This is a genomic window from Pseudorhodoferax sp., from assembly GCF_047601025.1.
Classification (GTDB): domain Bacteria; phylum Pseudomonadota; class Gammaproteobacteria; order Burkholderiales; family Burkholderiaceae_C; genus Pseudorhodoferax.
On sequence record NZ_JASGJZ010000001.1, the window covers coordinates 3,401,328 to 3,426,187 of the forward strand.

Annotated in this window: 20 protein-coding genes; 13 read left to right on the forward strand and 7 right to left on the reverse strand. The window is 70.5% G+C overall.

The genetic code is table 11. The annotated features are described in order from the left end of the window. Positions 1 to 102: 102 nt before the first annotated feature. A complete protein-coding gene (locus QM782_RS15960; RefSeq protein ID WP_415203887.1) occupies positions 103 to 1,527 on the reverse strand; it encodes an N-acetylmuramoyl-L-alanine amidase in 1,425 nt (474 codons plus the stop codon). A 65-nt stretch (positions 1,528 to 1,592) separates the two neighbouring features. After that, positions 1,593 to 2,063: a tRNA (adenosine(37)-N6)-threonylcarbamoyltransferase complex ATPase subunit type 1 TsaE gene (gene tsaE, locus QM782_RS15965; RefSeq protein ID WP_415203888.1), complete on the reverse strand. Its 471-nt coding sequence runs from the start codon at positions 2,061 to 2,063 to the stop codon at positions 1,593 to 1,595. A gap of 123 nt (positions 2,064 to 2,186) precedes the next feature. Between tsaE and queG the strand changes: the two genes are divergently transcribed. Beyond that, positions 2,187 to 3,251, forward strand: coding sequence for a tRNA epoxyqueuosine(34) reductase QueG (queG, locus tag QM782_RS15970; protein WP_415205663.1), 1,065 nt, complete (start codon positions 2,187 to 2,189; stop codon positions 3,249 to 3,251). Here the strand turns inward: queG and QM782_RS15975 are convergent. Beyond that, complete coding sequence (locus QM782_RS15975; RefSeq protein WP_415203889.1) at positions 3,224 to 4,276, reverse strand: AraC family transcriptional regulator; 1,053 nt, start codon at positions 4,274 to 4,276, stop codon at positions 3,224 to 3,226. The genes queG and QM782_RS15975 overlap by 28 nt on opposite strands. Before the next feature lie 97 nt (positions 4,277 to 4,373). Between QM782_RS15975 and QM782_RS15980 the strand changes: the two genes are divergently transcribed. From QM782_RS15980 to dld, 9 genes are all read left to right on the forward strand, one after another. Then, positions 4,374 to 5,555, forward strand: a complete 1,182-nt coding sequence (locus QM782_RS15980; RefSeq protein WP_415203890.1) for an isovaleryl-CoA dehydrogenase — start codon at positions 4,374 to 4,376, stop codon at positions 5,553 to 5,555. A 321-nt stretch (positions 5,556 to 5,876) separates the two neighbouring features. Further along, on the forward strand, positions 5,877 to 6,674 hold the full coding sequence (locus QM782_RS15985) for an IclR family transcriptional regulator (protein WP_415203891.1): 798 nt from the start codon (positions 5,877 to 5,879) through the stop codon (positions 6,672 to 6,674). A 760-nt stretch (positions 6,675 to 7,434) separates the two neighbouring features. Then, positions 7,435 to 8,445, forward strand: coding sequence for a TRAP transporter substrate-binding protein (locus QM782_RS15990; protein ID WP_415205664.1), 1,011 nt, complete (start codon positions 7,435 to 7,437; stop codon positions 8,443 to 8,445). A gap of 35 nt (positions 8,446 to 8,480) precedes the next feature. Further along, positions 8,481 to 9,641, forward strand: a complete 1,161-nt coding sequence (locus tag QM782_RS15995; RefSeq protein ID WP_415205665.1) for an acetyl-CoA acetyltransferase — start codon at positions 8,481 to 8,483, stop codon at positions 9,639 to 9,641. Continuing rightward, a complete protein-coding gene (locus tag QM782_RS16000) occupies positions 9,638 to 11,230 on the forward strand; it encodes an acyl-CoA synthetase (protein ID WP_415203892.1) in 1,593 nt (530 codons plus the stop codon). Before QM782_RS15995 ends, QM782_RS16000 begins: the two co-directional genes overlap by 4 nt. Beyond that, the gene (gene ltnD / locus QM782_RS16005) at positions 11,227 to 12,138 is read left to right on the forward strand and encodes an L-threonate dehydrogenase (protein WP_415203893.1); all 912 of its coding nucleotides are present in this window, start codon (positions 11,227 to 11,229) and stop codon (positions 12,136 to 12,138) included. Before QM782_RS16000 ends, ltnD begins: the two co-directional genes overlap by 4 nt. A 115-nt stretch (positions 12,139 to 12,253) precedes the next feature. Continuing rightward, a complete protein-coding gene (locus tag QM782_RS16010; protein WP_415203894.1) occupies positions 12,254 to 14,137 on the forward strand; it encodes a TRAP transporter large permease subunit in 1,884 nt (627 codons plus the stop codon). A 22-nt stretch (positions 14,138 to 14,159) separates the two neighbouring features. Then, the gene (locus QM782_RS16015; protein ID WP_415203895.1) at positions 14,160 to 14,684 is read left to right on the forward strand and encodes a gamma carbonic anhydrase family protein; all 525 of its coding nucleotides are present in this window, start codon (positions 14,160 to 14,162) and stop codon (positions 14,682 to 14,684) included. 111 nt (positions 14,685 to 14,795) lie between these two features. Continuing rightward, complete coding sequence (gene dld, locus QM782_RS16020; protein WP_415203896.1) at positions 14,796 to 16,595, forward strand: D-lactate dehydrogenase; 1,800 nt, start codon at positions 14,796 to 14,798, stop codon at positions 16,593 to 16,595. Positions 16,596 to 16,670: 75 nt separating this feature from the next. On the opposite strand, the gene QM782_RS16025 is transcribed toward dld, so the two are convergent. Beyond that, positions 16,671 to 17,588 carry an AEC family transporter gene (locus tag QM782_RS16025; protein ID WP_415203897.1) on the reverse strand — a complete coding sequence of 306 codons (918 nt, stop codon included), beginning with the start codon at positions 17,586 to 17,588 and terminating at the stop codon, positions 16,671 to 16,673. Between the two features lie 170 nt (positions 17,589 to 17,758). Between QM782_RS16025 and QM782_RS16030 the strand changes: the two genes are divergently transcribed. Together QM782_RS16030 and xerD are read left to right on the forward strand one after the other, a co-directional pair. Then, positions 17,759 to 18,721: a tripartite tricarboxylate transporter substrate binding protein BugE gene (locus QM782_RS16030; protein WP_415203898.1), complete on the forward strand. Its 963-nt coding sequence runs from the start codon at positions 17,759 to 17,761 to the stop codon at positions 18,719 to 18,721. Continuing rightward, entirely contained in the window at positions 18,718 to 19,644 is a 927-nt protein-coding gene (xerD, locus tag QM782_RS16035; protein WP_415203899.1) for a site-specific tyrosine recombinase XerD, read from the forward strand. Before QM782_RS16030 ends, xerD begins: the two co-directional genes overlap by 4 nt. Positions 19,645 to 19,656: 12 nt before the next feature. On the opposite strand, the gene fahA is transcribed toward xerD, so the two are convergent. After that, entirely contained in the window at positions 19,657 to 20,991 is a 1,335-nt protein-coding gene (gene fahA / locus QM782_RS16040; protein WP_415203900.1) for a fumarylacetoacetase, read from the reverse strand. A 43-nt stretch (positions 20,992 to 21,034) separates the two neighbouring features. Continuing rightward, complete coding sequence (gene hmgA / locus QM782_RS16045; RefSeq protein ID WP_415203901.1) at positions 21,035 to 22,339, reverse strand: homogentisate 1,2-dioxygenase; 1,305 nt, start codon at positions 22,337 to 22,339, stop codon at positions 21,035 to 21,037. 132 nt (positions 22,340 to 22,471) lie between these two features. Here hmgA and QM782_RS16050 point away from each other — a divergent pair, with 132 nt between their 5' ends. Then, positions 22,472 to 23,413, forward strand: a complete 942-nt coding sequence (locus QM782_RS16050; RefSeq protein ID WP_415203902.1) for a LysR family transcriptional regulator — start codon at positions 22,472 to 22,474, stop codon at positions 23,411 to 23,413. Between the two features lie 37 nt (positions 23,414 to 23,450). Here the strand turns inward: QM782_RS16050 and QM782_RS16055 are convergent, their stop codons facing one another. Beyond that, entirely contained in the window at positions 23,451 to 24,719 is a 1,269-nt protein-coding gene (locus QM782_RS16055) for an EAL and HDOD domain-containing protein (protein WP_415203903.1), read from the reverse strand. Positions 24,720 to 24,860: the final 141 nt, after the last annotated feature.

Below are 24,860 nucleotides of genomic sequence, written 5' to 3' on the forward strand. Positions count from 1 at the left end.
GCCGGGCCCCGAGGGCCTGTGCCTGCACTGTAGGCCCGCAGGCGGCGCGCGCCTGTAGGCCATGGCCGCCGCCCGCCGTGGGCGGCGCCCGCAGGCAGTGCCTCACACGGAGCGGTTGCGCGCCAGCGGCGGGTTCTTCGCGAAGTAGCCGCGGATGCCGCGCATGATCGCGTCGGCCAGGTCGTCCTGGTAGGCGTCGGTGCGCAGGCGGGCTTCCTCGTCCGGGTTGCTGATGAAGGCCGTCTCGACCAGCACGCTCGGGATGTCGGGCGCCTTCAGCACCGCGAAGCCGGCTTGCTCCACGCGCGGCTTGTGCAGCCGCGCCATGCCGCCGATCTCGCCGAGCACGGCGCTGCCCAGCTTCAGGCTGTCGTTGATCTGCGCGGTGGTGCTCATGTCCAGCAGCGCCCGCTGCACGTGGGCGTCGTGCGCCTGCACGTTCACGCCGCCGATCAGGTCGGCCTCGTTCTCCTTGTTGGCCAGCCAGCGCGCGGCCGAGCTGCTGGCGCCGCGCTGGCTCAGCGCGAACACGCTGGCGCCGCGCGCGTCCGGCGTGGTGAAGGCGTCGGCATGGATGCTGATGAACAGGTCGGCCTGCACGCGGCGGGCCTTCTGCACGCGCGTGCCCAGCGGCACGAAGAAGTCGGCGTCGCGCGTCAGGAAGGCACGCATCGGGTTGCCGTTGACGCTGCTGGCGTTGATGCGCTCGCGCAGCTTGTGCGCGATGCGCAGCACGATGTCCTTCTCGCGCGTGCCGCGCGCGCCGATCGCGCCGGGGTCCTCGCCGCCGTGGCCCGGGTCCAGCGCCACGATGATCAGCCGGTCGGTGCGGCTGGGCCGGGCCGGCTGCGCGGGGGGCAGGGCCGGTGGCGGCGGCGGCTTCGTCGGCGCGGCGGCCAGCGTGCCGTGCGGCAGCGCGGGCGAGGGCGGGCGCGCGGTATCGCCGGGGCCCGGCAGCGGCCTGACCCGGCCGGGCGGCGGCGAGGGCGTCAGCTCGGGGCCGCTGTGGCGGGCGACCAGCGCGTCCAGCGCATCCGGCGAGGAGGGGGCCGCGCTGCCCGGGGCCTCGCGCAGGCGCTCGTCGATCAGAGCCTGCAGCGGGTCCTCGGTGTGGGCCGGGTACAGGTCCAGCACCAGCCGGTACTTGTAGGCAGCCACCGGCGCCAGCGAGAACACCTGCGGCGAGGCCGCGCGCTTGAGGTCGATCACCAGCCGCACCACGTCGGGCTGGTTCTGGCCCACGCGGATGCGCTCGATGTTCGGGTCGTCCGGTTGCACGCGGCCGACCAGCTCGCGCAGCGCGGCATCTAGCTCGATGCCCTCGATGTCCACGGCCAGCCGCGGCGGCTCGGGCACGAAGGTCTGCCGGGTGACCAGCGGCACGTCGGATTCGAGGGTCACGCGCGAGTATTCCGGCGCCGGCCAGACGCGCACGGCCACGATGCCGGCGCCGCGCGCGGCGTGGGTCACGCCCAGCAGCAGCACCAGGGCGCCCTGGCCCAGGCCCAGTACGCGGCGGCGCTTCATCGGCGTGCCTTCGCCCGCACGGGCGGCTGCTGCGGGGCGGGCACCTTGGGGGGGCCGGCCGGCGCTCATGGCGCCAGCCCCTGCAGCAGCGTGCGGCCGAGCGCGGAGCGCGCGGTCACGGTGGCGTCGCGGCTGTCATCGTCGCGCGGCGCGATGGCGATGTCCAGGTCCGGCACCGGCAGCAGCGCGCCGGCCTTGGCCGGCCATTCCGCGAGCTTCAGGCCGGGGCTGGCGAAGAGGTCGCGCAGGCCGGCGTCCTCCCACTCGCGCGGGTCGTCGAAACGGTAGAAGTCGAAGTGCCAGGCGTCCAGCGCCGGTTCACGCGCGTCCACGCGGTGCGGCTCCACCACGGCGTAGGTCGGGCTCTTGATGCGGCCCTGCACGCCGAGCGCGCGCAGCAGGTGGCGCACCAGCGTGGTCTTGCCGGCGCCCAGGTCGCCGTGCAGCGCGATGAAGGCCGCGGCGGTGCCGGGCAGTTGTGCGAGCCGCGCCGCAAATGCGGCCGTGGCCGCTTCGTCAGGCCAGTGCAGGGTCAAGGTGTCGGGGGAGGGAGGGGCGCCGCCGTCCGCCCGGAGGGCATTTGCCCGGAGGGCGGTTTCTACAATCGGCGGGTGGCGGCTGCTGTGGTTCAGATCGATGCTCTCCAGCTGGTGTCCCGCATCCGGGGCTGGGCCAGCGCGCTGGGATTCTCCCAAATCGGCGTGGCCCCCGTGGATTTGTCGTCGGCAGAGCCGGGTTTTGCGGCCTGGCTGGCGCAGGGCTTCCACGGCGAGATGGGCTACATGGCCGCGCACGGCATGAAGCGCGCCCGCCCGGCCGAGCTGGTGCCGGGCACGCTCAGCGTGCTGACCGCGCGCATGGACTACCTGCCGCGCGGCACGCCGCCCGACTGGCAGGCGCGCGAGCTGGCGCGCCTGCAGCGCCCCGGCGAGGCCATCGTCTCGGTCTACGCCCGCGGCCGCGACTACCACAAGGTGCTGCGCGCGCGGCTGCAGAAGCTGGCCGAGCGCATCGCCGACGAGGTCGGCCCGCTGGGCTTTCGCGTGTTCACCGATTCGGCGCCGGTGCTGGAGGCCGAGCTCGCCGCGCGCAGCGGCCAGGGCTGGCGCGGCAAGCACACGCTGGTGCTGGACCGCGGCGGCGGCTCGATGTTCTTCCTCGGCGAGATCTACCTGGACATCGCGCTGCCGGCCAGCGCGCCGGTGGGCGCGCACTGCGGCAGCTGCAGCGCCTGCATCGCCGCCTGCCCCACGGGGGCCATCGTCGCGCCGCACCGGCTGGATGCGCGGCGCTGCATCTCCTACCTCACGATCGAGCATCCGGGGGCGATCCCGGCGCCGCTGCGCCCGCTGCTGGCCAACCGCATCTACGGCTGCGACGACTGCCAGCTCGCCTGCCCCTGGAACAAGTTCGCGCGCACCGCGACGCTGGCGGACTTCGACGTGCGCGAAGGGCTGGTCGGCAGCACCCTGGTGCAGCTGTTCGGCTGGAGCGAGGACGAATTCCTGCGCCGCACCGAAGGCAGCCCGATCCGCCGCATCGGCCACGAGCGCTGGCTGCGCAACATCGCCGTGGCGCTGGGCAATGCGCTGCGCGCGTCGGGCGACGGCGAGCGGCCGGCGCTGCGCGGCGCGCTGCAGGCGCGCGCCGGGCATCCCAGCGCGCTGGTGCGCGAGCACGTGGCCTGGGCGCTGGATCAGGGCGAGGGCGGCGCGCCGGACTGACGGTCGCCCTGCGCCGCGCGGAACGCCCCCGGCGCCATGCCGGTCCACTGCCGGAACGCGCGGGCGAAGCTCTTCTCGTTGCGAAAGCCCACCGCCAGCGCGATCTGCTGGATCGAGCGCCGGGTGCGGCGCAGCAGCTCGGCCGCCTGCTCGTGCCGCACCTGGTCCTTCAGCCCCTGCAGCGACAGGCCCTCGGCCTGCAGCTGGCGGTGCAGCGTGCGCGTGGACACGTGCAGCAGCGCGGCCACCGCCTCGGCGGTACCGGCCTCGGCCTGCGTGCGCAGCAGCGTGCGCACGCGCCGGCCCAGCAGCCGGTCGCGCCGGTACGGCAGCACCGTCAGCGGCAGCGCGCGGCCGAGCATGCTGCGCAGCGCGGGCTCGTCGCGCACCAGCTGCAGCGCCAGGTACTGCGCGTCGAAGCGGTAGCCGGCCCGCGCCGTGCCGAAGCGCACGCGGCCGGGGAACATCAGCGGGTAGGCCTCGGCATGCGGCGGCGGCGCGAACGGGAAGCTGGCCTCCAGCAGCGGCAGCCGCGAGTCGATGGCCCAGCTGGCGTAGCCGTGCGCGAAGCGCAGCAGCGACACCAGGCAGAACTCGCGCAGCGGCCCGAGGTCCCGCCGTTCCTCGATCGACAGCTCGGCGACGCCGCCCGCCACCTGCAGGTGCAGCAGCACGTCGTCCACCAGCAGCCGGTGGTGGCGGCACCAGCGCTTGAGCGCCACGCCCAGGTCCGGCGCGGTCAGCGAGGCGCGGCACAGCATGCCGTAGCTGCCCCAGGGCAGGCGGCGGCCGAACCAGCCCAGGGCCTCGTCGTCCAGCTCCTGCATCGCGTGCGCGCTCAGCGCCTCGAACTGCGCGGCCGTCACGCGTGCACCGGGGCGGGCCAGCTCGTGCGGCGCGATCTGTACCGCGCGCAGCGCCGCCGCCGGGTCGCGGCCGTGGCGTTCGTAGCCCTGCACGATGGCCTGCACGAAGGCCATCGGCGTGGCGGCGCGGGCCGCGCCGGGAGGCGTTCTGGGCGTCATGGGCGTGGCACGATCGGCAACCATTGTGGCGCCAAGTGTCCGCTGCATCGGCGTAAGCTGCGGCCCGGCATCCCGCCTTCCTTCAGGAGACTCCCGCATGCCCACCTCCCACCTGCCCGGCCTGGACTTCGGCCTGGGCGAGACCATCGATGCGCTGCGCGACGCCGTCGCCGCCTTCTGCGCCGAGGAGATCGCGCCGCGCGCCGCCGCGATCGACCGCGACAACCAGTTCCCGCGGGACCTGTGGGCCAAGCTCGGCGCGCTGGGCTTGCACGGCATGACGGTCGGGGAGGAATACGGCGGCACCGGCCTGGGCTACCTGGCCCACATCGTGGCCATGGAGGAGGTCTCGCGCGCCTCGGCGTCGGTCGGCCTGTCCTACGGCGCGCACTCCAACCTGTGCGTGAACCAGATCCACCGCAATGGCAGCGCCGCGCAGAAGGCCAGGTACCTGCCCAGGCTGGTCAGCGGCGAGCACGTGGGCGCGCTGGCCATGAGCGAGCCCGGCGCCGGCTCCGACGTGGTCGGCATGCAGCTGCGGGCCGACCGCAAGGACGGCTACTACGTGCTCAACGGCGGCAAGATGTGGATCACCAACGGCGGCGACGCCGACACGCTGGTGATCTACGCCAAGACCGAGCCCGAGCTGGGCGCGCGCGGCATGACGGCCTTCATCGTCGAGAAGGGCTTCCCCGGCTTCACCGCCGGCGCCAAGCTGGACAAGCTGGGCATGCGCGGCAGCAACACCTACCCGCTGTTCTTCGACAACTGCGAGGTGCCCGAGCAGAACGTGCTGGGCGGCGAAGGCATGGGCGCCAGGGTGCTGATGAGCGGGCTGGACTACGAGCGCGCCGTGCTGTCCGGCGGACCGCTGGGCATCATGGCCGCCTGCATGGACGCCGTCGTGCCCTACGTGCACGAGCGCCGGCAGTTCGGCCAGCCCATCGGCGAGTTCCAGCTGATGCAGGGCAAGCTCGCCGACATGTACAGCACCTGGCAGGCCACGCGCGCCTACGTCTACGCCGTGGGCCAGGCGGCCGACCGCGCCGGCCACGCGCGCAGCTTCCGCAAGGACGCGGCCGGCGCCATCCTGTACTCGGCCGAAAAGGCGACCTGGATGGCCGGCGAGGCGATCCAGGCGCTGGGCGGCGTGGGCTACACCAGGGACTTCCCGGTCGAACGCCTGTGGCGCGACGCCAAGCTGTACGAGATCGGCGCCGGCACCAGCGAGATCCGGCGCATGCTGATCGGCCGCGAACTGTTCGCCGAGACCGCCTGAGTCCGGCCTGCCGCGCGGGCGGCGTGCCTGCCCGGCGCCTGCCACGCCCGTCGCCGGGGGGGCCTGCGATCCGTCCAGCCCGGCTGGCCACGGCGCCATGCCGTGGCGGCTGCGCGCGGGTCGGCGGCATGGTGCAGGTCTGCTATATAAACCAGTGCTGCGCCGGGCTCCGGGCCGGGCTGCCAGGAAACCGCGTGCCGGAAGGCGGGTCATTGGGCGATTTCCGGGCAGTCAAGTGCTGGGACAGGTCCATATTTCGACACTTGGGTATCGGGCGTACTGGTCGCTTGGTTCACATGGCGGACTATCTCGGGAGGCAACATGCGTGAGGAGATCGAGGTGCCGATGACGGTCGGTGCACAGACGCTTCGGCGTGGCCTGGCTGTCTTGCGCCTGCTCACGCAGGTCGGGCCGTCCGGCCTGCGGATGCTCGAGATCACGCGCCGGCTGGAGCTGAACAAGGCCACGGTGATTCGTTTGACGAAGACGCTGGTCGACGAGGGCTTCGTGTTGCACGACCGGCAATCCGGCCGCTACCGGCTGGGCCCCGAGGCATTTGCGGTCGGCCTGGCGGCCGAGGACAGCTATCAGCTGCAGCGTTTGGTCGCGCCGACCCTGCGGGGCTTGGCCAACGAGTCCGGCGACACCGTGTTTTTCTCGGTGCTGCACGGCTGCGAGACCATTTGCCTGTCTCGCGACGAGGGTTACTTCCCCATCAAGAACCAGCTCGTGAAGGCCGGCGACCGGTGGCCCCTGGGCGTCGGAGCGGGGGCGGCCGCGCTGCTCGCCGCCTTGTCGGACGACGAGATCGAAGATGCCCTGCGGCGCACGGCTCCGGTCCGCAGCACGCAGTTCCCGCGCTGTACCGACCAGGCCATCCGGCGTCTGATCCAGGAGACGCGCGAGAACGGCTACTGCATCAATCCCGGCCTGGTGCTCGAAGACAGCTGGGCGGTGGGCGTGCCCGTCTACGACTTCGAAGGCCGGCCGGTCGCATCGATCAGCATCGCCGCCATCAGGTCCCGGATCGAAGGCGCCAAGGGAATCTACCTCGGCAACCGCCTGATGCAGGCGAGTCAAGACCTCACCCAGCAGCAAGCGGCCGAAAAGGCCTCGTGACAAGCGGTCGCCTGGTCGCCCGGAGGGCGCCCGGGCCGCCGCCACGGCGGCGCTGAGCCCTGCGCGTGTTCGGCGCCTCTGACGTACTCGCCTGCGGTGAAGCCCGCCTGCAGGCGCCGCGGGCCCGTTCGGCCTGAAACCCCCATGGCTCCCAGGAGCGCACCGCGCTGCAGTTCGACGCGATCGCTGCTGCACGTGCGCCGGGTTCGCGTTCAGTCCTGCGGTGGCACGAGAGGCCTGCGCAGTGCTGGCAGCACGCCTCGGCAAGTGGCGTGAGCGGCCGCTGCGGCCGTCTCCATCGCGCTGACCGGCGGATGGCGGGTTCCACAGCGATCATGCAATCCTGATTGGTTCATATATAGGACCATTTGAGCATGAAAACCCCAACAGAGTGGGGCACATAGTGAACCGGAAAATGCAGAAACTCCTGCAATTTCATGAATGGGATGGCGCCAGTTTGTCTACCATCGATCCCATACAGAGCCTGATGGGTGAATCCAAAAGGTTCATATATTGATCCAATCTACAAGATCAAAGGACGAGACATGGCCAGATGCGGGAACGACGGCATGGTGATCGGCACCGGGGCCGGCAGCCACGGCCAGCCACCCGACCCGCGTGTTCGGGGCCTGTTCCGGGCGTGCGGCGACGCCCGATCCATCACGAGGGCGACGCTGGTCGTCCTCGGCGGTCTGGCCGCGTGCTGCGCCTGACCGCCTCTTCGCTGCCCCCCTTTTTCACAACCACAGGAGATGAACCTATGAACGCTTCTCGACGTAGCGTGCTGAAGGCCACCGGCGCCGCCGGACTGGTCGGCATTGCTGGCCGCACAGCCTTGGCGCAAGCCGGCGCCTTCAACTACAAGCTGGGCACCAATGTGCCGGTGACGCACACGATCGCGATCCGCCTGAACGAGGCCACCGAGAAGATCAGGGCCGAGACCAGCGGCAAGGTCAACATCCGCGTGTTTCCCAGCGGGCAGCTCGGCTCGGACACGGACATGCTCAGCCAGGTCCGCTCTGGCGGCATCCAGTTCCTGACGCTGCCGGGGCTGATCCTCGCGAATCTCGTGCCGATGGCTTCACTCAACAGCGTCGGCTTCATCTTTCCCGACTATCCCTCCGTCTGGAAGGCGATGGACGCGGATCTCGGGCAATACATCCGTTCGCACATCGCCAAGGCGAATCTCGTCTGCTTCGAGAAGGTCTGGGACAACGGCTTCCGCCAGATCACGTCCAACAAGCCCATCGCCGGCCCGCGCGACCTGGTCGACCTGAAGATCCGCGTCCCGCCGGCGCCGCTGCTGGTGTCCCTGTTCAAGGCGTTGAAGGCAGCCCCGACGCCGATCAACTTCAACGAGCTCTACAGCTCCCTGCAGACCCGGGTGGTCGAGGCCCAGGAAAACCCGCTGGCCATCATCGCGACCGCCAAGCTCTACGAGGTGCAGAAGTCCTGCGCATTGACCAACCATGGCTGGGACGGCTATTGGCTGCTGGGGAACAAGCGTGCCTTCGAGGCGCTTCCCGAGCCGTTGCGCGAAATCGTCAACAAGCATCTCAACGATGCCGCGATGGCCCAGCGCCAAGACAGCGAGAAGCTGGCCGTGTCACTGCAACAGGAACTGACGGCCAAAGGCCTGGCATTCAACAAGCCGGACTCGGCCGCATTCCGCGCCGCGCTGCAGGAAGCCAAGTTCTATGCGGAGTGGAAATCCAAGTTCGGCGGCGAAGCCTGGGAGCGGCTGGAAGCCGCCGTCGGCAAGCTGGCCTGATTCCTTCCTACTGGTTTTCAACGAGGAGACGTTCGATGTCCGTACCACACATCATTGGCTGGGGTCACACCCCGTTCGGCAAGCTCGACCAGGCCGATCTGGAGCAACTGTTTCGAGATGCGGTGCATCCCGCATTGGAGCGCGCCGGCGTCGAGGCGGCGGATATCGACGGCATCTTCGTCGGTACCTTCAATGCCGGCTTCGTTCCCCAGGACTTCAGCGCGTCGCTGGCCGGCGTCGCGATGCCTGAGTTCCGCCATACGCCCGCCGTTCGCGTGGAAAACGCCTGCGCCACCGGCTCCGCGGCCATCTGGGCCGCGCTGGACGCGCTGCAGAGCGGGCGCGTCCAGCGCGCGCTCGTCGTGGGCTTCGAGAAGATGAACACGCTGCCGAGCGCGCAGATCGGCGACGTGTTGCTGAAGTGCTCATACGTGAAGGAGGAAGGCGGCAAGCCCGGCGGCTTCGCCGGCGTCTTCGGCAACATCGCCGCCCGGTACTTCGAGCGATTCGGCGATCAGTCGGACGCGCTCGCCGCCATCTCGGCGAAGAACCACCGCAACGGGGTGGACAACCCCTATGCCCACATGCGGCGGGACCTCGGATTCGACTTCTGCCGCAACGTGTCCGAGAAGAACCCGCTGGTCGCCGGCCCGCTGAAGCGCTCCGACTGCTCGCTGGTGTCGGACGGCGCCGCGGCGCTGGTGCTGTCCATGGCGCCCCGGCCGGGGGACAGCGCGATCCGCTGGCGGTCGCGTACGCAGGTCAACGAGTTCCTGCCGCTGTCGCGCCGCGATCCCACGCGCTTCGAAGGCGCGGCGCTCGCCTGGTCGCGCGGCCTGTACCAGGCCGACGTCGCGCTGGCCGATCTGCACGTGGTCGAGACGCATGACTGCTTCACGGTCGCCGAACTGCTCGAGTACGAGGCCATGGGCCTGGCCCCGCACGGGCAGGGCGCGCGCGCGATCCTGGACGGAGTCACGGCCAAGGACGGCAGGCTGCCGGTGAATCCTTCCGGCGGGCTGAAGTCCCGTGGCCATCCGATCGGTGCCACGGGCGTGTCGCAGCACGTCATGATGGCCATGCAGCTGGCCGGAGAGGCGGGCGGGATGCAGATCCCGCGTGCCGGCCTCGGGGCGGTCTTCAACATGGGCGGGGCCGCCGTCGCGAACTACCTGAGCATCCTGGAGGCGGCATGAACGCGGCGCAGGTGATGAACCTCGGGTCGCTGCTGCGCCAGACGGCGCAGCTGTTCCCCGGGCACAGCGGTGTCATCCAGGGGCAGCAGCGGTGGACCTGGCGCGAGATCGATCAGCGCGTCGACGCCATGGTGGCCGCGCTGCGCGCACTCGGCCTGCGCCAGGGCGACAGGATCCTGGTGCAGTCGCGCAACAACCTGCAGCTCTTCGAAAGCTGCTGGGTCGCGTTCCGCCTGGGTTGCGTGTGGGTGCCGACGAACTACCGCTTGACGCCGCCCGAGGTGGCCTACCTGGGGGCGTCCAGCGGCGCCAGGGCCATGCTCTACGAGGCCGACTTCGCCGACCATGTGGAAGCGGTCCGCGCCGCGTCGGCCGCTGTCGAGCATGTCGTCTGCATCGGCTCGCCGCGCCCGGGCGAGCACGGGTACGAGGAACTCGTGGAGCGCCACCGTGGCGCCCAGCCGGAGCCTGCCACGGTCGGCTACGACGATCCGCTGTGGTTCTTCTACACCTCCGGGACGACCGGAAAGCCGAAGGCGGGGGTGCTGACGCATGGCCAGATGGCGTTCGTGGTCACCAACCACCTGGCCGACCTGATTCCGGGAACCACGGAGCGCGACTGCTCCATCGCCGTCGCGCCGCTGTCCCATGGCGCCGGGATCCACGCGCTGCTCAACGTGGCGCGAGGCGCGGCCACGGTGCTGCCCCCGGGCGAGAAACTGGACCCGGAGGTCTTCTGGCAGTTGGTGCAGACGCACCGCGTGAGCAACCTCTTCACCGTGCCTACGATCGTCAAGATGCTGGTGGAGCATCCGTCCGTCGACCGGTACGACCACAGCTCGCTGCGGTACGTCATCTATGCCGGCGCCCCCATGTACCGGGAGGACCAGAAGCTGGCCCTGCAGAAGCTGGGCAAGGTGCTGGTCCAGTATTTCGGCCTGGGCGAAGTGACCGGGTGCATCACGGTCCTGCCGCCGGCGATGCATTCCGCCGACGACGATGATCCGGACGCGAACGTCGGCTCCTGCGGCAGGCCCCGCGTCGGCATGGAAGTCGCCATCCTCGACGAGCAGCTGCAGCGCGTTCCGGTGGGCACGGTGGGCGAGATCTGCTGCAGGGGACCGGCCGTGTTCGCCGGCTACCACGCCAATCCCGACGCGACGGAGAAGGCGCTGCGGGGCGGCTGGTTCCATACCGGCGACCTCGGGCGGCTGGACGACCGGGGGCTGCTGTACATCACCGGCCGCGAGTCCGACATGTACATCTCGGGCGGATCCAATGTGTACCCGCGTGAAGTGGAAGAGATTCTGCTCATGCACCCCGGTGTCGCAGAAGTCGCGGTCCTGGGCGTGCCGGATCCCAAGTGGGGCGAGATCGGTGTCGCGGTCATCGTCCGCAAGGAAGGGACGCAGCCCGTCGGGGACACGGAGCTCCTTCGGCATCTCGATGGCCGCTGCGCGCGTTATCGCTGGCCGCGGCAGTTCTTCTTCTGGGACGCGCTGCCGAAGTCCGGCTACGGCAAGGTGACGAAGAAGGATGTGAAGCGGATCCTCGTGGAGCGCGGTGACATTCCCGGGGGGGCGGCATGAAGGACGTCGGAGTCGTCGGCCTCGGCGCGATGGGGCTGGGCGTGGCGCGGACGCTCCTGGCCAAGGGGTTCACGGTACATGGCTGCGACGTGCGCCCGCAGGCCCTCGAGTCGCTGAGCGCGGCAGGCGGCGTGGCACATGCCTCGCCGGCGGATACCGCCTCATCGTGCGACACCCTGCTGCTGTTCGTCGTGAACGCCAAGCAGGTGTCCAGCGTGCTCCACGGGGAGCAGGGTGCCGTGCAACGCATGCGCCCTGGCTCGGTGGTGGTGTCATGCGCGACGGTGCCGCCGAGCTTCATGCATGACCTGGGGCGGCAACTCGATGCGGCGGGCGTGCATCTCATCGAAGCGCCGGTGAGCGGAGGCATCAAAGGCGCTGCCGAGGGCCGCCTGACACTGCTGACCTCCGGGGCAGAAGCTGCCTATGGCATTTGCAATGCGGTGCTGGAGGCGATCTCCACCAAGGTGTATCGCTTCGGTCCCCAGCTCGGCATCGCGTCGAAGATCAAGATCATCAACCAGCTCCTGGTCGGCGTCCAGATCGCCGCCGCAGCGGAGGCGATGGCGCTGGGCCTGCGCGAAGGCGTCGATCCCGCGCTGCTGTACGACGTCATCAAGTCCAGCGCGGGCAACTCCTGGGCCTTCAGCGACCGGGTCCCGCGCATCGTGCAGGGCGACTACTCGCCGCCGCACACGGCGCTGGACATCTTCGTCAAGGATCTGGGCCTCGTGCTGGACCTGGCGAGGGAGAGCCAGTTCCCGCTTCCGTTGACGTCCACCGCCTACCAGATGTTCGCGAACGCATCGAGCGCGGGCCTGGGCTCGGAAGACGACACGGCGGTCATCAAGACCTTCCCCGGTCTCGAGCTGCCGCAAGGAAAGGGCGCGGACGCGCCACTCGATTGACAGCGCTGCGGGCCCCAGGGCCTGCACGCACAACTCACATGGGTCAGGAGACAAGCATGCCGATCATGCAAACAACCTCGCTGCCAGCGCGGCAGCCACAGTGGCGGAGCGCATCATGAGTGCGGCCGCACAGGAATCCGATGGCCGGGACCTCGGCTTGAACCAGGAGACCGATTCGCCAGTGCGCCGCGCCGAGCGTGTTCTCGGAGCCGTCGTCGATGCAGCGGCGGCGCTGCTGGTGCTCGTGGAGATCGTCATTCTCCTCTGGGGCGTGATCGCGCGCTTCGTGTTCCACAGCCCGCTCGTCTGGTCGGACGAGCTCGCGTCGATCCTCTTCATCTGGCTCGCGATGCTGGGTTCCGTGTGCGCGCTGCGCCGATCGGAGCACATGCGCATGACGGCCCTGGTCAGCAAGCTGAGCCCACGGGGACAGGCGCTGCTCGAAGCGGTGGCGATCGCGGCGTGCCTGGCGCTCCTGGCCATCGCGGCCTGGCCTTCCTGGGAATACGCGAGCGATGAGCTCGTCATCACGACGCCCGCGCTGGAGATCTCCAACGCCTGGAAGGCCGGGGCGCTGCCGGCCGGCATCGCGCTGATGGGGCTGTTCGCGCTGCTGCGGATGATGCTGGTCTCCAGCGTCAAGGACCGGATCGTCGCCGTCGCCGTGGTCGCGGCGGTGGTCTGCGCATTCTGGCTTGCGCGGCCGCTGTTCCAGGACCTTGGCAATGCGAACCTGCTGATCTTCTTCTTCGGCGTGACGGCCGCCTGCGTCTTCGCCGGCGTGCCGATCGGCTTCGCGTTCGGCCTGGCCACCTTCGGCTACGTGGCGCTATCGACCGGCACGCCGCTGCCGGTGCTGGTGGGCCGGATGGACGAGGGCATGTCGCACCTGATGCTGCTGGCCGTGCCGCTGTTCGTGTTCCTCGGCCTGCTGATCGAGATGACGGGCATGGCGAAGGCCATGATCGGATTCCTGGCCAGCCTGCTGGGGCACGTGCGGGGTGGCCTGTGCTATGTGCTGGTCGGCGCCATGTACTTGGTGTCCGGCATCTCGGGCTCGAAGGTGGCCGACATGGCGGCCATCGCACCGGCGCTGTTCCCGGAGATGAAGCGCAGGGGCGCGAAGGAGGGCGACCTCGTGGCGCTGCTGTCCGCCACGGGGGCCCAGACGGAAACCGTGCCGCCGAGCCTGGTGCTGATCACGGTGGGGTCGGTGACCGGCGTTTCCATCGCCGCGCTGTTCACGGGCGGGCTGCTGCCGGCCGTCGTGCTGGGAGCGCTGCTGTGCGGCGTGGTGTGGCTGCGGTACCGGCACGAGGATCTGAGCCAGGTGCCGCGCGTTCCCCGCAAGGACGTGCTCAAGCTGTTCCTGGTGGCCTTGCCCGCGATAGCCTTGCCTTTCGTCATCCGCGCGGCCGTCGTGGAGGGCGTGGCGACGGCGACGGAAGTCTCGACTCTCGGCATCGTGTACAGCGTGCTCGCAGGGCTGTTGTTCTACCGCCAGTTCGCGTGGAGCCAGTTGGGACGGATGCTGGTCAGTACCGCATCGCTGTCCGGGGCCATCCTGTTCATCATCGGCACGGCCACGGCCATGGCCTGGGGGCTCACGCAGTTCGGCTTCTCGGAGGGGCTGGCGACGATGATGCAGGCAATCCCCGGCGGCGCGCTGGGCTTCCTGCTGGTGTCCATCCTGGCCTTCGCGGTGCTGGGCGCCGTGCTCGAAGGCATTCCCGCCATCGTGCTCTTCGGTCCGCTGCTGTTTCCGATCGCCCGGCAGCTGGGTGTCCACGAAGTGCACTATGCGATGGTCGTCATTCTGTCGATGGGCCTCGGCCTGTTCGCGCCGCCCCTGGGGGTCGGCTACTACGCGGCCTGCGCCATCACGCGCGTCAATCCCGATTCCGGCGTCCGCCCCATCGTGGGCTACATGATCGCGCTGCTGTTGGGCATTCTCGTGATTGCCGCAGTGCCGTGGATCTCCCTGGGTTTCCTCAAGTAACACAATCTCCGTGGAGTCTCCCATGACCATCTATGCACTGGGCGAGCTGACGCCCCTTGTCGATGCCTCCGCATACGTTGCGGAAAGCGCCACCGTGATCGGACAGGTCCGCCTTGGCAAAGGTTGCAGCGTCTGGCCGCAGGCGGTGATTCGAGCGGACAACGAGCCCATCTTCGTGGCCGACGGGACCAACATCCAGGATGGAGCGGTGCTCCACAGTGATCCAGGGTTCCCGCTGCACATCGCTGCCGACGTGTCCGTGGGTCACCAGGCCATGCTGCACGGCTGCACGGTGGGGGAAGGTTCCTTGATCGGCATCCAGGCCATCGTGCTCAACGGAGCGGTGATCGGCAGGAACTGCCTGGTCGCCGCTGGCGCGGTCGTGACCGAACGGAAGGTCTTCCCGGACGGGTCGCTGATCGTCGGAGCGCCGGCGAAGGCAATCCGGCAATTGAGCGCCGAGGACATGGAGAAGCTGGTGGGCAATGCCCGCGACTATGTCGCCCGCGCTCGCCAGTACCTGGAACGGTTGAGGCCCGTCGGTTGAACCACGCCGCGGTGGCGCGGCGCCCGTGTCGATCGGCGCCCGCCTCCAGGATTCCAGTCGCCGACGCGAGACGCGCGTGCGCGTCGCCACCGATCGCCTTGTGAGGATGCAATGATCAAGTCCAGTGCCGCCGGGGAACGGCTGGTCGAATCCGCTTGCGTGGATCGAGAGAGCCTTCTCCAGCGGTTGCGCCGCATCGTCGGCCGTTCGCATGTGCTGACCGGTGCCGGAGAGACGCGCCGCTTTCGCAAGGGCCACCGTACGGGGGAAGGCGCGGTGCTTGCCGTGGTTCGGCCGGGGACGCTATGGGAGCAATGGCAGGTGCTCGAGGCTTCGATCGCCGCCGGATGCATCGTGATCATGCAGGCGGCCAACACCGGCCTGACCGGTGGATCGACGCCCGACGGGGATGGCTACGACCGCGAGGTGGTGCTGATCAACACGCTGCGGATCACGGGCATCCAGGTGATCGGCGGCGGAGCGCAGGTCATCTGCCTGCCGGGCGCGACCCTGGATCGCCTGGAAAAGACGCTGGCACCCCTGGGCCGCGAGCCGCATTCGGTCATCGGTTCGTCGTGCATCGGAGCGTCGGTTCTCGGCGGCGTATGCAACAACTCGGGCGGCGCCCTGGTGCGCCGCGGCCCGGCCTACACGGAACTGGCCTTGTATGCGCAGGTGCGGGCCGATGGCGCCTTGCACCTGGTCAACCATCTCGGCATCGATCTTGGCAGTACGCCGGAGGAAATCCTCACGCGGTTGCAGCGTGGCCTCTACACGGAAGCGGACATCGTGTGCGGCACGACGCGCGCGGCCTCCGATCCGCGCTATGCCGAGGATGTCCGGGCCGTCGATGCCGACACGCCCGCGCGCTTCAATGCGGACCCCTCGCGGCTCTTCGAGGCGTCGGGTTCCGCCGGCAGGCTCTGTCTTTTCGCCGTTCGCCTCGACACGTTCCCGAAGGAGCCGAGCACCGTCTTCTACATCGGCAGCAACGATCCGAACGACCTCACCGAGGTTCGCCGGCAGTTGCTGACGTCGTTGCCACGGCTGCCGATCGCGGGCGAATACATCCACCGCGACGCCTACGACATCGGCGAACGCTACGGCAAGGACACCTTCCTGCTCATCGACCGCCTCGGCACGGCCCGGGTGCCGGCCGCATTCGCGCTCAAGAGCCGAATCGACGGCTTCTTCGAGCGGTTCGGCCTGCACGGGGTGACCGACCGCTTTCTGCAGGCCGCCACGCGCCTGCTGCCGCGCCACCTGCCGGAACGCATGCGGCAATGGCGCGAGCACTACGAACACCATCTGCTGCTGCGGGTATCCAACGACACGGTGGAGGCCACGCGCGGTTTTCTGGCGCGCTATTTCTCGGGCAGCGGCAGCGGCGCGTACTTCGAGTGCACCGACGAAGAGGGGCGCAAGGCCTTCCTCCACCGCTTCGCGATCGCGGGAGCGGCAATCCGCTACCGCGCGGTGCATCGCCATGCCGTGGAGGACATCGTGGCCCTGGACGTGGCCTTGCGGCGAAATGACCGGGAGTGGGTGGAGAAGCTGCCGCCGGAGATGGAGCCGGACGTCGTCCACAAGCTGTACTACGGTCATTTCTTCTGCCACGTCTTCCACCAGGACTACATCGTCCGGAAGGGCGTCGATCCCTTGGCGACGGAACACCGGCTGTGGACGCTCTTCGATGCGCGGCGTGCCGAATACCCCGCCGAGCACAACGTGGGCCATCTCTATGTGGCCAAGCCCGCGCTGGCCGACTTCTATCGGCAGCTGGACCCGACCAACTCGTTCAATCCCGGCATCGGCCACACCTCCCGCCTGCGTGGATGGGGCCTGCGCTGCGATGGCAAGCCGACCTGGCCGGCCGCCTATTCCGACCATGCCGGGGACCGGCCTGCGTGACCGCTGCGGATGGGCCGTGCATCGGGCCCGCTTGCTGGCCGTTCCGCTGCGTGAATCGATGGCGCGGGCGCCGTCTCAGCCGGCCAGCGGCCGCAGCACGCCCAGCGCGTACGGCAGGCTCAGCATGCCGGCCAGCGTGGACAGCGTGACCAGGCCGGCCACGTACGGCCCGTTGTAGCCCATGCGCGCGGCCAGCACGTAGCAGCTCGACGCCGTGGGCAGGGCCGAGAAGATCATCAGCACCGTGGCCTGCACCGGCGGCAGGCGCAGCGCCAGCACCAGCCCCAGCGCCACCAGCGGCAGCAGCAGGTGGCGGATCGCCAGCAGGCCGGTGCCCAGCGCCTTGGCGCGCGCCAGCGGGCCGAACTGCATGCCCGCGCCGGCCGCCATCAGGCCCAGCGCCACCGAGGCGGCGCCGATGCGCGTGGCCGTCGGCTCGATCCAGGCCGGGATCGACAGGCCGGCCAGGTTGGCGGCCAGGCCGCTGGCGGTGGCGATGATCAGCGGGTTGCGCAGCAGCTCGCGCACGAAGCTGGCGCTGGCGCCGCGCGCCATCGGCCAGACGGCCGCGATGTTGAACAGCGGCACGCACACCGCGATCAGCACCGCCATCGCCAGCGCGCCGGGCGCGCCGGCCAGGCGCTCGGCCAGCGGCAGCGCGATGAAGGAGTTGAAGCGAAAGCCGATCTGCGCGGCGCCGGCGTGCTCGCGCCGCTCGACGTGCCGGCCCAGCCCGGGCCAGCGCGGCAGGCTGTAGGCCAGCGCGATGCCGCTGGCCGCGAGCAGCAGGCCGGCCAGGATCAGGTCCGAGGTGGCCGCCAGGTCGATGCGCGAGCGCAGCACCGACTGGAACAGCAGCACCGGGAACAGCACGTAGTAGACGAGCTTCTCGACCGAGCCCCAGACGGTGCGGTCCATCGGCGTGTAGCGGCACAGCAGGAAGCCGATCAGGATCAGCGAGAAGTCCGGGATCAGCAGTTGCGCGTGGTTCACGGGGCGGTTGCGCCGGCGGCGCGGCGAAGCGGGCGCCGAGAATAGCAGCCGGCGTTGCGGGGTTTGCGCGGGGAGGGAGCGCGGAAGGCGACTCCTATAATTTTTTTGCCGGCCGGATGCCACGAGCGCCGCCACCGGTTCCGATCCACCTCACGCGGAGTCCTCCCTCGATGCAACGCCGTTCCGTCTTCACCCTCGCCCTGCTGGCCGCGGCCGGTACCGCCTTCGCCCAGTCCTATCCGACCAAGCCGATCAAGCTGGTCGTGCCGTTCGCGCCGGGCGGGACCACCGACATCATCGCCCGCGTGATCGCCGATCCGCTGGGCAAGGTGCTGGGCCAGCCCGTCGTGGTGGACAACCGGGGTGGCGGTGGCGGCATCATCGGCGCGGCCGAGACCGCGCGCTCCGCGCCCGACGGCTATTCGCTCGGCGTGGCCACGGTGTCCACCACGGCGGCCAATCCGGCCATCAACCCCAAGGTGCCGTACAACCCCATCACCGACTTCACGCCCATCATCAACATCGCGGCCACGCCCAACATCATCGCGGTGAACCCGAGCTTCCCGGGCAAGGACTACAAGGGCTTCGTGGCCGAGCTGAAGAAGTCGCCCGGCAAGTATTCGTACGCGTCGTCCGGCACCGGCGGCATCGGCCACCTGCAGATGGAGCTGTACAAGGGCATGGCCGGCGTGTTCGTCACCCACATCCCGTACCGCGGCGCCGGCCCGGCGCTGAACGATACCGTGGCCGGCCAGGTGCCGATGATCTTCGACAACCTGCCGTCCACGCTGCCCTTCGTGCAGTCCAACCGGCTGCTGCCCATCGTCGTGGCCGCGCCGCAGCGCCTGGCGTCGCTGCCCAACGTGCCGACCTTCAAGGAAGTCGGCCTGGAGCCGGTGAACCGCATGGCCTTCTACGGCATCCTCGGTCCCAAGGGCCTGCCCAAGGAGATCGTCGACAAGATCAACGCCGGCGTGCGCAAGGCGCTGGAAGACCCGGCCGTGCGCAAGCGCATCGAGGAGACCGGCTCGCTGATCATCGGCAACTCGCCCGAGCAGTTCGCGGACCAGATCAAGGCCGAGTACGACGTCTACAAGAAGGTCGTCGAAAGCGCCAAGCTGACGCTGGAGTGACCGCCGCGCCGGCCCCGGACGCGGCCAGCCTGGGCCGCGTCGACGCCTTCATCGACGCGCTGTGGCTGGAGCAGGGGCTGGCCCGCAATACGCTGGCCGCCTACCGGCGCGACCTGACGCTCTACGCGCAGTGGCTCGCCGGGCAGGGCGGCCGGGGCCTGGACGCGACGTGTGAGGCCGACCTGCACGCCTATTTCGCGGCGCGCCACGCGCGCACCAAGGCCACCTCGGCCAACCGCCGGCTGACGGTGTTCAAGCGCTACTTCCGCTGGGCGCTGCGCGAAGGGGCGATCGCGGCGGATCCCACGCTGCGCCTGCAATCGGCCCGCCAGCCGCTGCGCGTGCCCAAGACGTTGACCGAGGCCCAGGTCGAGGCGCTGCTGGCCGCGCCGGACGTGCAGGCGCCGCTCGGCCTGCGCGACCGTGCGATGCTGGAGTTGATGTACGCCAGCGGCCTGCGCGTGTCCGAGCTGGTGTCGCTGCGCACCTTCCAGATCGGCCTGAAGGAAGGCGTGCTGCGCGTGACCGGCAAGGGTGGCAAGGAGCGCCTGGTGCCGTTCGGCGAGCTCGCGCAGGAATGGCTGGAGCGCTACCTGCACGAAGCCCGGCCCGAGTTGCTGGCTGGCCGCCAGAGCGAGGACCTGTTCGTGACCTCGCGCGGCGCGCAGGCCGGCCAGGCCATGTCGCGCGTGATGTTCTGGAGCCTGGTCCGCAAGTACGCGCTGGCCGCCGACATCCGCGTGCCGCTGTCGCCGCACACGCTGCGCCACGCCTTCGCCACGCACCTGCTGAACCACGGCGCCGACCTGCGCGCGGTGCAGATGCTGCTGGGGCATGCGGACATCTCGACGACGACGATCTACACGCACGTGGCGCGCGAGCGGCTGCATGCGCTGCACGCGCGCCACCATCCGCGCGGGTGAGGCGGCGCCCGTTCAGGCCGCGGCCACGGCCGGCGCCGGCAGCACCGTGCCGCTGCACGCCCCGAAGCCGATGCGGCGCGCGCCGGCGCGTTCGCACCAGGCGCGCAGCTCCACCGTGTCGCCGTCGGCCAGGAAGCCCCGGCTCTCGCCGCTCGGCAGCGCGATCGGCTCCGTGCCGCCGCGCGTGAGCTCCAGCAGCGAGCCGTTCTGCCCCGCGCCCGGCCCGGACAGCGTGCCCGAGCCCAGCAGGTCGCCGGGGTTCAGGTTGCAGCCGCCGGCGGTGTGGTGCGCGACCAGCTGCGCGGCGGTCCAGTAGGCGGCCTCGCGCATGTTGCCGTGCGACAGGCGAAGCGGCGCCTGGCCGGCCTCGCGCATGCGGGCGGACTGCAGCCAGACCTCCAGGTGGACGTCCAGCCCACCCTGGCTGCGGTTGGCCGGGCAGTCCAGGTAGGGCAGCGGCGCCGGGTCGCCCGCGGGGTGGGCGAACGGCGCGCGGAACGGCGCCAGCGCCTCCATCGTCACGACCCAGGGCGCCAGCGTGCTGCCGAAGTTCTTGGACAGGAAGGGGCCGAGCGGCTGGTATTCCCAGGGCTGGATGTCGCGGGCCGACCAGTCGTTGAACAGCGCGGCGCCGAACAGGTGCTGCTCGGCGCGCGCGATCGGGATCGGCTCGCCCAGCGCATTGCCGGGGCCGACCAGGAAGCCCAGCTCCAGCTCGTAGTCCATCCGCCTGGACGGGCCGAACGCGGGCTGCTCGTCGGCCGGGCCCTTGGTCTGGCCGTTCGGCCGGCGCACCGGCGTGCCGCCGACGACGATGGACGAGGCGCGGCCGTGGTAGCCGATCGGCACCCACTTGTAGTTGGGCAGCAGCGGGTTGTCCGGGCGGAACTGTTTGCCGACCGCGGTGGCGTGGTGGATGCCGATGTAGAAGTCGGTGTAGTCGCCGATGCGCGCGGGCAGCGCGTACGCGGCCTCGGCCTGCGGCACCAGCGCCCCAGCCAGGCGGGCCTGGGCCGCGGCGCCGGTGCGCAGCAGGCGCGACAGCGCCAGCCGCAGCGCGGACCAGGCCGGCGCGCCCAGGGCCATCAGCGCGTTCAGGCGGTCGGCGCAGGCGGCCTGGGCCGCGCGCTGCGCCGCGCCGTCGAACACGCCGGCCTGGACGGCGGCCGTGAGGTCCAGGACCTGCTCGCCGATCGCCACGCCGACGCGCAGGGCCTCGGCGCTGCCGCGGCGGCGGAACACCGCGAACGGCAGGTTCTGGATCGGGAAGTCGGTGTCGGCCGCGTTGGCCGAGGCGACCCAGCTGGTCAGCGACGGGTCGTGGGTTTCGTTCAGGGGCATGGTCATGGGGTGTGGCGGGTCCTGCGGGTCGGTGGGAGCGCGGCGCGGGTCAGCGCCTAGCGGGGTCGAAGTGCCTGGCCAGGCCCTGCCAGCAGCGGTAGTAGCCGTGCTGCAGCAGCGGCGACGCGAGTGCGGCGCGCGTGGGCTGGATCACGGCCGGCGTCTCGAACATGAAGGCCATGGTGTGGTCGATGTAGTCGGGCTTGCTGGTGTCGGCCGCGCTGGCCTTCTCGAAGGTCTCGGCGTCGGGGCCGTGGCCGGTCATGCAGTTGTGCAGCGAGGCGCCGCCGGGCGCGAAGCCCTCGGCCTTGGCGTCGTACACGCCCTCGATCAGCCCCATGAACTCGCTGGCGACGTTGCGGTGGAACCAGGGCGGGCGGAAGGTGTCCTGCATCGACAGGATGCGCGGCGCGAAGATCACGAAGTCGATCGAGTCCACGCCCGGCGTGTCGCTGGGCGCCTGCAGCACCAGGAAGATCGACGGGTCCGGATGGTCGTAGCTGATCGAGCCGATCGCGTTGAAGCGCCGCAGGTCGTACTTGTAGGGGGCGTAGTTGCCGTGCCAGGCCACCACGTCCAGCGGCGAATGGCCGATGCGCGCGCGCCAAAAGCGGCCGTTGAACTTGGCCACCAGCTCGAAGTCGCCCTCGCGGTCCTCGTAGGCCGCCACCGGCGTGCGGAAGTCGCGCGGATTGGCCAGGCCGTTGGAGCCGATCACGCCGAGGTCGGGCAGCCGGAACGCGGCGCCAGGGTTCTCGCAGACGTAGCCGCGCGCGCGGCCGTCCGGCAGCCGGACCTGGAAGCGCACGCCGCGCGGGACCACCGCGATCTCCAGCGGCGCCAGCGCGACCACGCCCATCTCCGTGGCCAGTTCCAGGCGGCCCTGCTCGGGCACGATCAGCAGCTCGCCGTCGGCGTCGTAGAAGAAGCGCCGGTCCATGGACTGCGTGGCCGCATAGCGGTGGATGCCGCAGCCGGCGTTGCCGGCGATGCTGACCATGCCGTCGACGAAGTCGGTCGGCGCCGTGGGGAAGGGCAGAGGATCCCAGCGCAACTGGTTCGGCGGCGTGGGCACCTCGTCGAAGCCGCCGGTGCCGTGGCTCAGCCAGTGCGCGCCGACCTCGGCGGCCAGCTCGAACGGCTGGTGCAGCGCGGCCGGGCGGATGCGGTAGGTCCAGCTGCGCCGGTTGGCATGGCGCGGCGCGGTGAAGGCGGTGCCGCTCAACTGCTCGGCGTACAGGCCGTAGGGCGCGCGCTGCGGCGAATTGCGGCCGTCCGGCAGCGCGCCGGGCAGGGCCTCGGTGGCGAACTCGTTGACGAAGCCGCTCATGTAGCGGTTGTCGGTCAAGGGCATGGCATGTCTCCAGGTCGGGATGCGGCAGGGGCGGCGGCCGCGTGTGGCGCAACAATAGCGAACGCGCCGTGCGCTGAACAGGCGCGCGAGGCGATGCCATGTATCAGGAACGTTGATGGAGGTCCCCGCCGCATGCTGAACCTGGACCTGCGGCTGCTGGAGATCTTCGAGGAGATCTACCGGACCAAGAGCGTCTCGGCCGCCGCCGCCAGCCTGGGGCTGGCGCAGTCCAGCGTGAGCATGGGCCTGCGCCGGCTGCGCGAGCGCTTCGGCGACCCGCTGTTCGTGCGCACCTCGGCGGGCATGGAGCCCACGCCGCGCGCGGCCGAGCTGTGGCAGCCATTGGCGCAGGCGCGCGCACTGATCGTGGATGCACTGCGGCGCAGGAGCAGCTTCGACCCGCAGCAGTCCACCCGCGGCCTGCGGCTGTGCATGACCGACGTGAGCCAGGTGGTGATGCTGCCGGCGCTGCAAGCGCGGCTGGCGCAGGAGGCGCCGCACCTGGGCATCGAGGTGCTGCCGGTGTCGGCCGACACGCCACGGCTGCTGGAGCAGGCCGATGCGGAGCTGGCGATCGGCTCGATCGGCGACCTGGAGGGCGGCTTCATGGAGCAGGCGCTGTTCGACGAATCCTTCGTCTGCGTGGCGCGGGCCGGCCATCCGCGCATCGGCAGGACGCTGACGCTCAGGGCCTTCCGCGAGGCCTCGCACGTGGAGATCGTGGCCCAGGGCACCTCGCACTGGCTGGTGGCGCGGGCGCTGCAGGCGCAGGGCCTGGCGCCGCGCATCGGCCTGAAGCTGCCGAGCTTCCTGGCGGCCGAGGCCGTGGTGGCGCGCACCGACCTGGTCTGCACCGTGCCGCGCAGGCTGGCCGAATCGATGGGCGACCCGCGGCTGCGCATCCACGAGCCACCGTTCGATGTGCCGGCCTACCGCATCAAGCAGCATTGGCACGCGCGTTACCAGCACGACGCGCGCAGCCGCTGGCTGCGCGCGCTGGTCGTGGACGTGTTCCGCAGCAGCGGCCGGGGCGCGCGCCCCGTCGCCGGGGCCCGGCGGGGGCCGAAGGGCTGACGGGGCGGCTTTTGCGGCTTGCGCCGCTTCAGTCGCTTCAGCCGCCCATGGCCTCGGCCCAGGCCAGCGCCTGCAGATGCGCCATGTTGACCTGGCGGTTGGACAGGTGCAGCGCATTGGCGACGCGCGCGAACACCTCCTCGTTGCCGCTCTCGCAGGCCTCGGTCAGCTCCAGCAGCGGGGCGTAGACGCCCGTGCGCTGCAGCAGCGCGTCGACCACCGGCTGCGGCAGCGCCACGGTCTGCAGCGCCTTGGCCAGCGGCACGCCCAGCATGGCGTCGACCAGCGAGAACGCGCCGACGACGAAGGCGTTGTCGCATTCCTCGGGCGCCAGCAGCTCGGCCGCCAGCAGTTCCATCAGCCGGCCGCGCACCACGGCGGTGCGGCCCGCGACCGGCGGCGCGCCGCCGCTGCGCGAGGTGGTCAGCAGCAGCCGGGCCCAGTGGGACAGCTTCTGGTGGCCGAGGATCATGACCGCGTGGCGGAACGAGGTGATCTCGCAGTTCAGCCCGAGGCCCGAGGCGTTGATGAAGCGCAGCAGGTTGAACGCGAGCGTGGGGTCGCGCTTGAGCAGCTCCTCCAGCAGGGCCGTGTCGGCGCGGCTGCGCACCAGGTTGAACAGCTGCAGGATGGTGGCCTGCGGGGGCCGGATGGTCTGTACCTTCACGACCGCCGGCTTGTCCAGCCAGTAGCCCTGGAACAGCCGGATGCCGCAGTCCGACAGCATCCGGTGCTGCTCGGCCGTCTCCACCTTCTCGGCGATCAGCTGGGCGTCGGTGCCGGTGCGCGCGAAGGCCACGAAGGGCTCGATCTTCTCGGGCGCCAGCGCCGCCCTGTCCAGCTTCACGTAGGCCGCCAGCGGCCGCCAGGAGGCGTAGCCGCGCGTCAGCACGGTGTGGTTGAAGGCGAGCCGGAAGCCCTCCTTGCGCAGGCTGGCCAGCACGGCGGCCAGCTCCTCGATGGCGCCGGGCGCGTGGTCGGGCGCGGGCGGCACCTCCAGCACCACCTTGCCGGGGTGGATCAGCTCCAGGTGCCCGGCCTTGAGGCTGGCGTGCGTGCAGTTGATGAACACCAGCTTGTTGCCGACCAGCGCCTCGGTGTCGGCGAACGACAACGCGTTGAACAGCAGCGCGGCGTCGCTGTCGGCGGTATGCGCGGCCGGCGAGGTGGAGCGGTCGAACAGCTCGTAGCCGAGCACGGCCCGGTTCTCGCCCACGATGGCCTGGCGCGCGATGGCGATCTGGTTGCCGGCTTCGAGGGGGGCGGGCGCCGTCGGCGTCGGCGCGTCGGAGAGGAGGGAAGACATGGTGGAGGCCCGGGCAAAGGTCGGTTCCATGGGGGCGCCGGGTCAGCGCGTCCGGCCGGGCCGGACTGGCGGCACCACGGCCAGGCGGCGGGAGGCTGCGAATCGGCTGGCCGGGCGCGCGATCGGGCCGGGGGCGGCGGC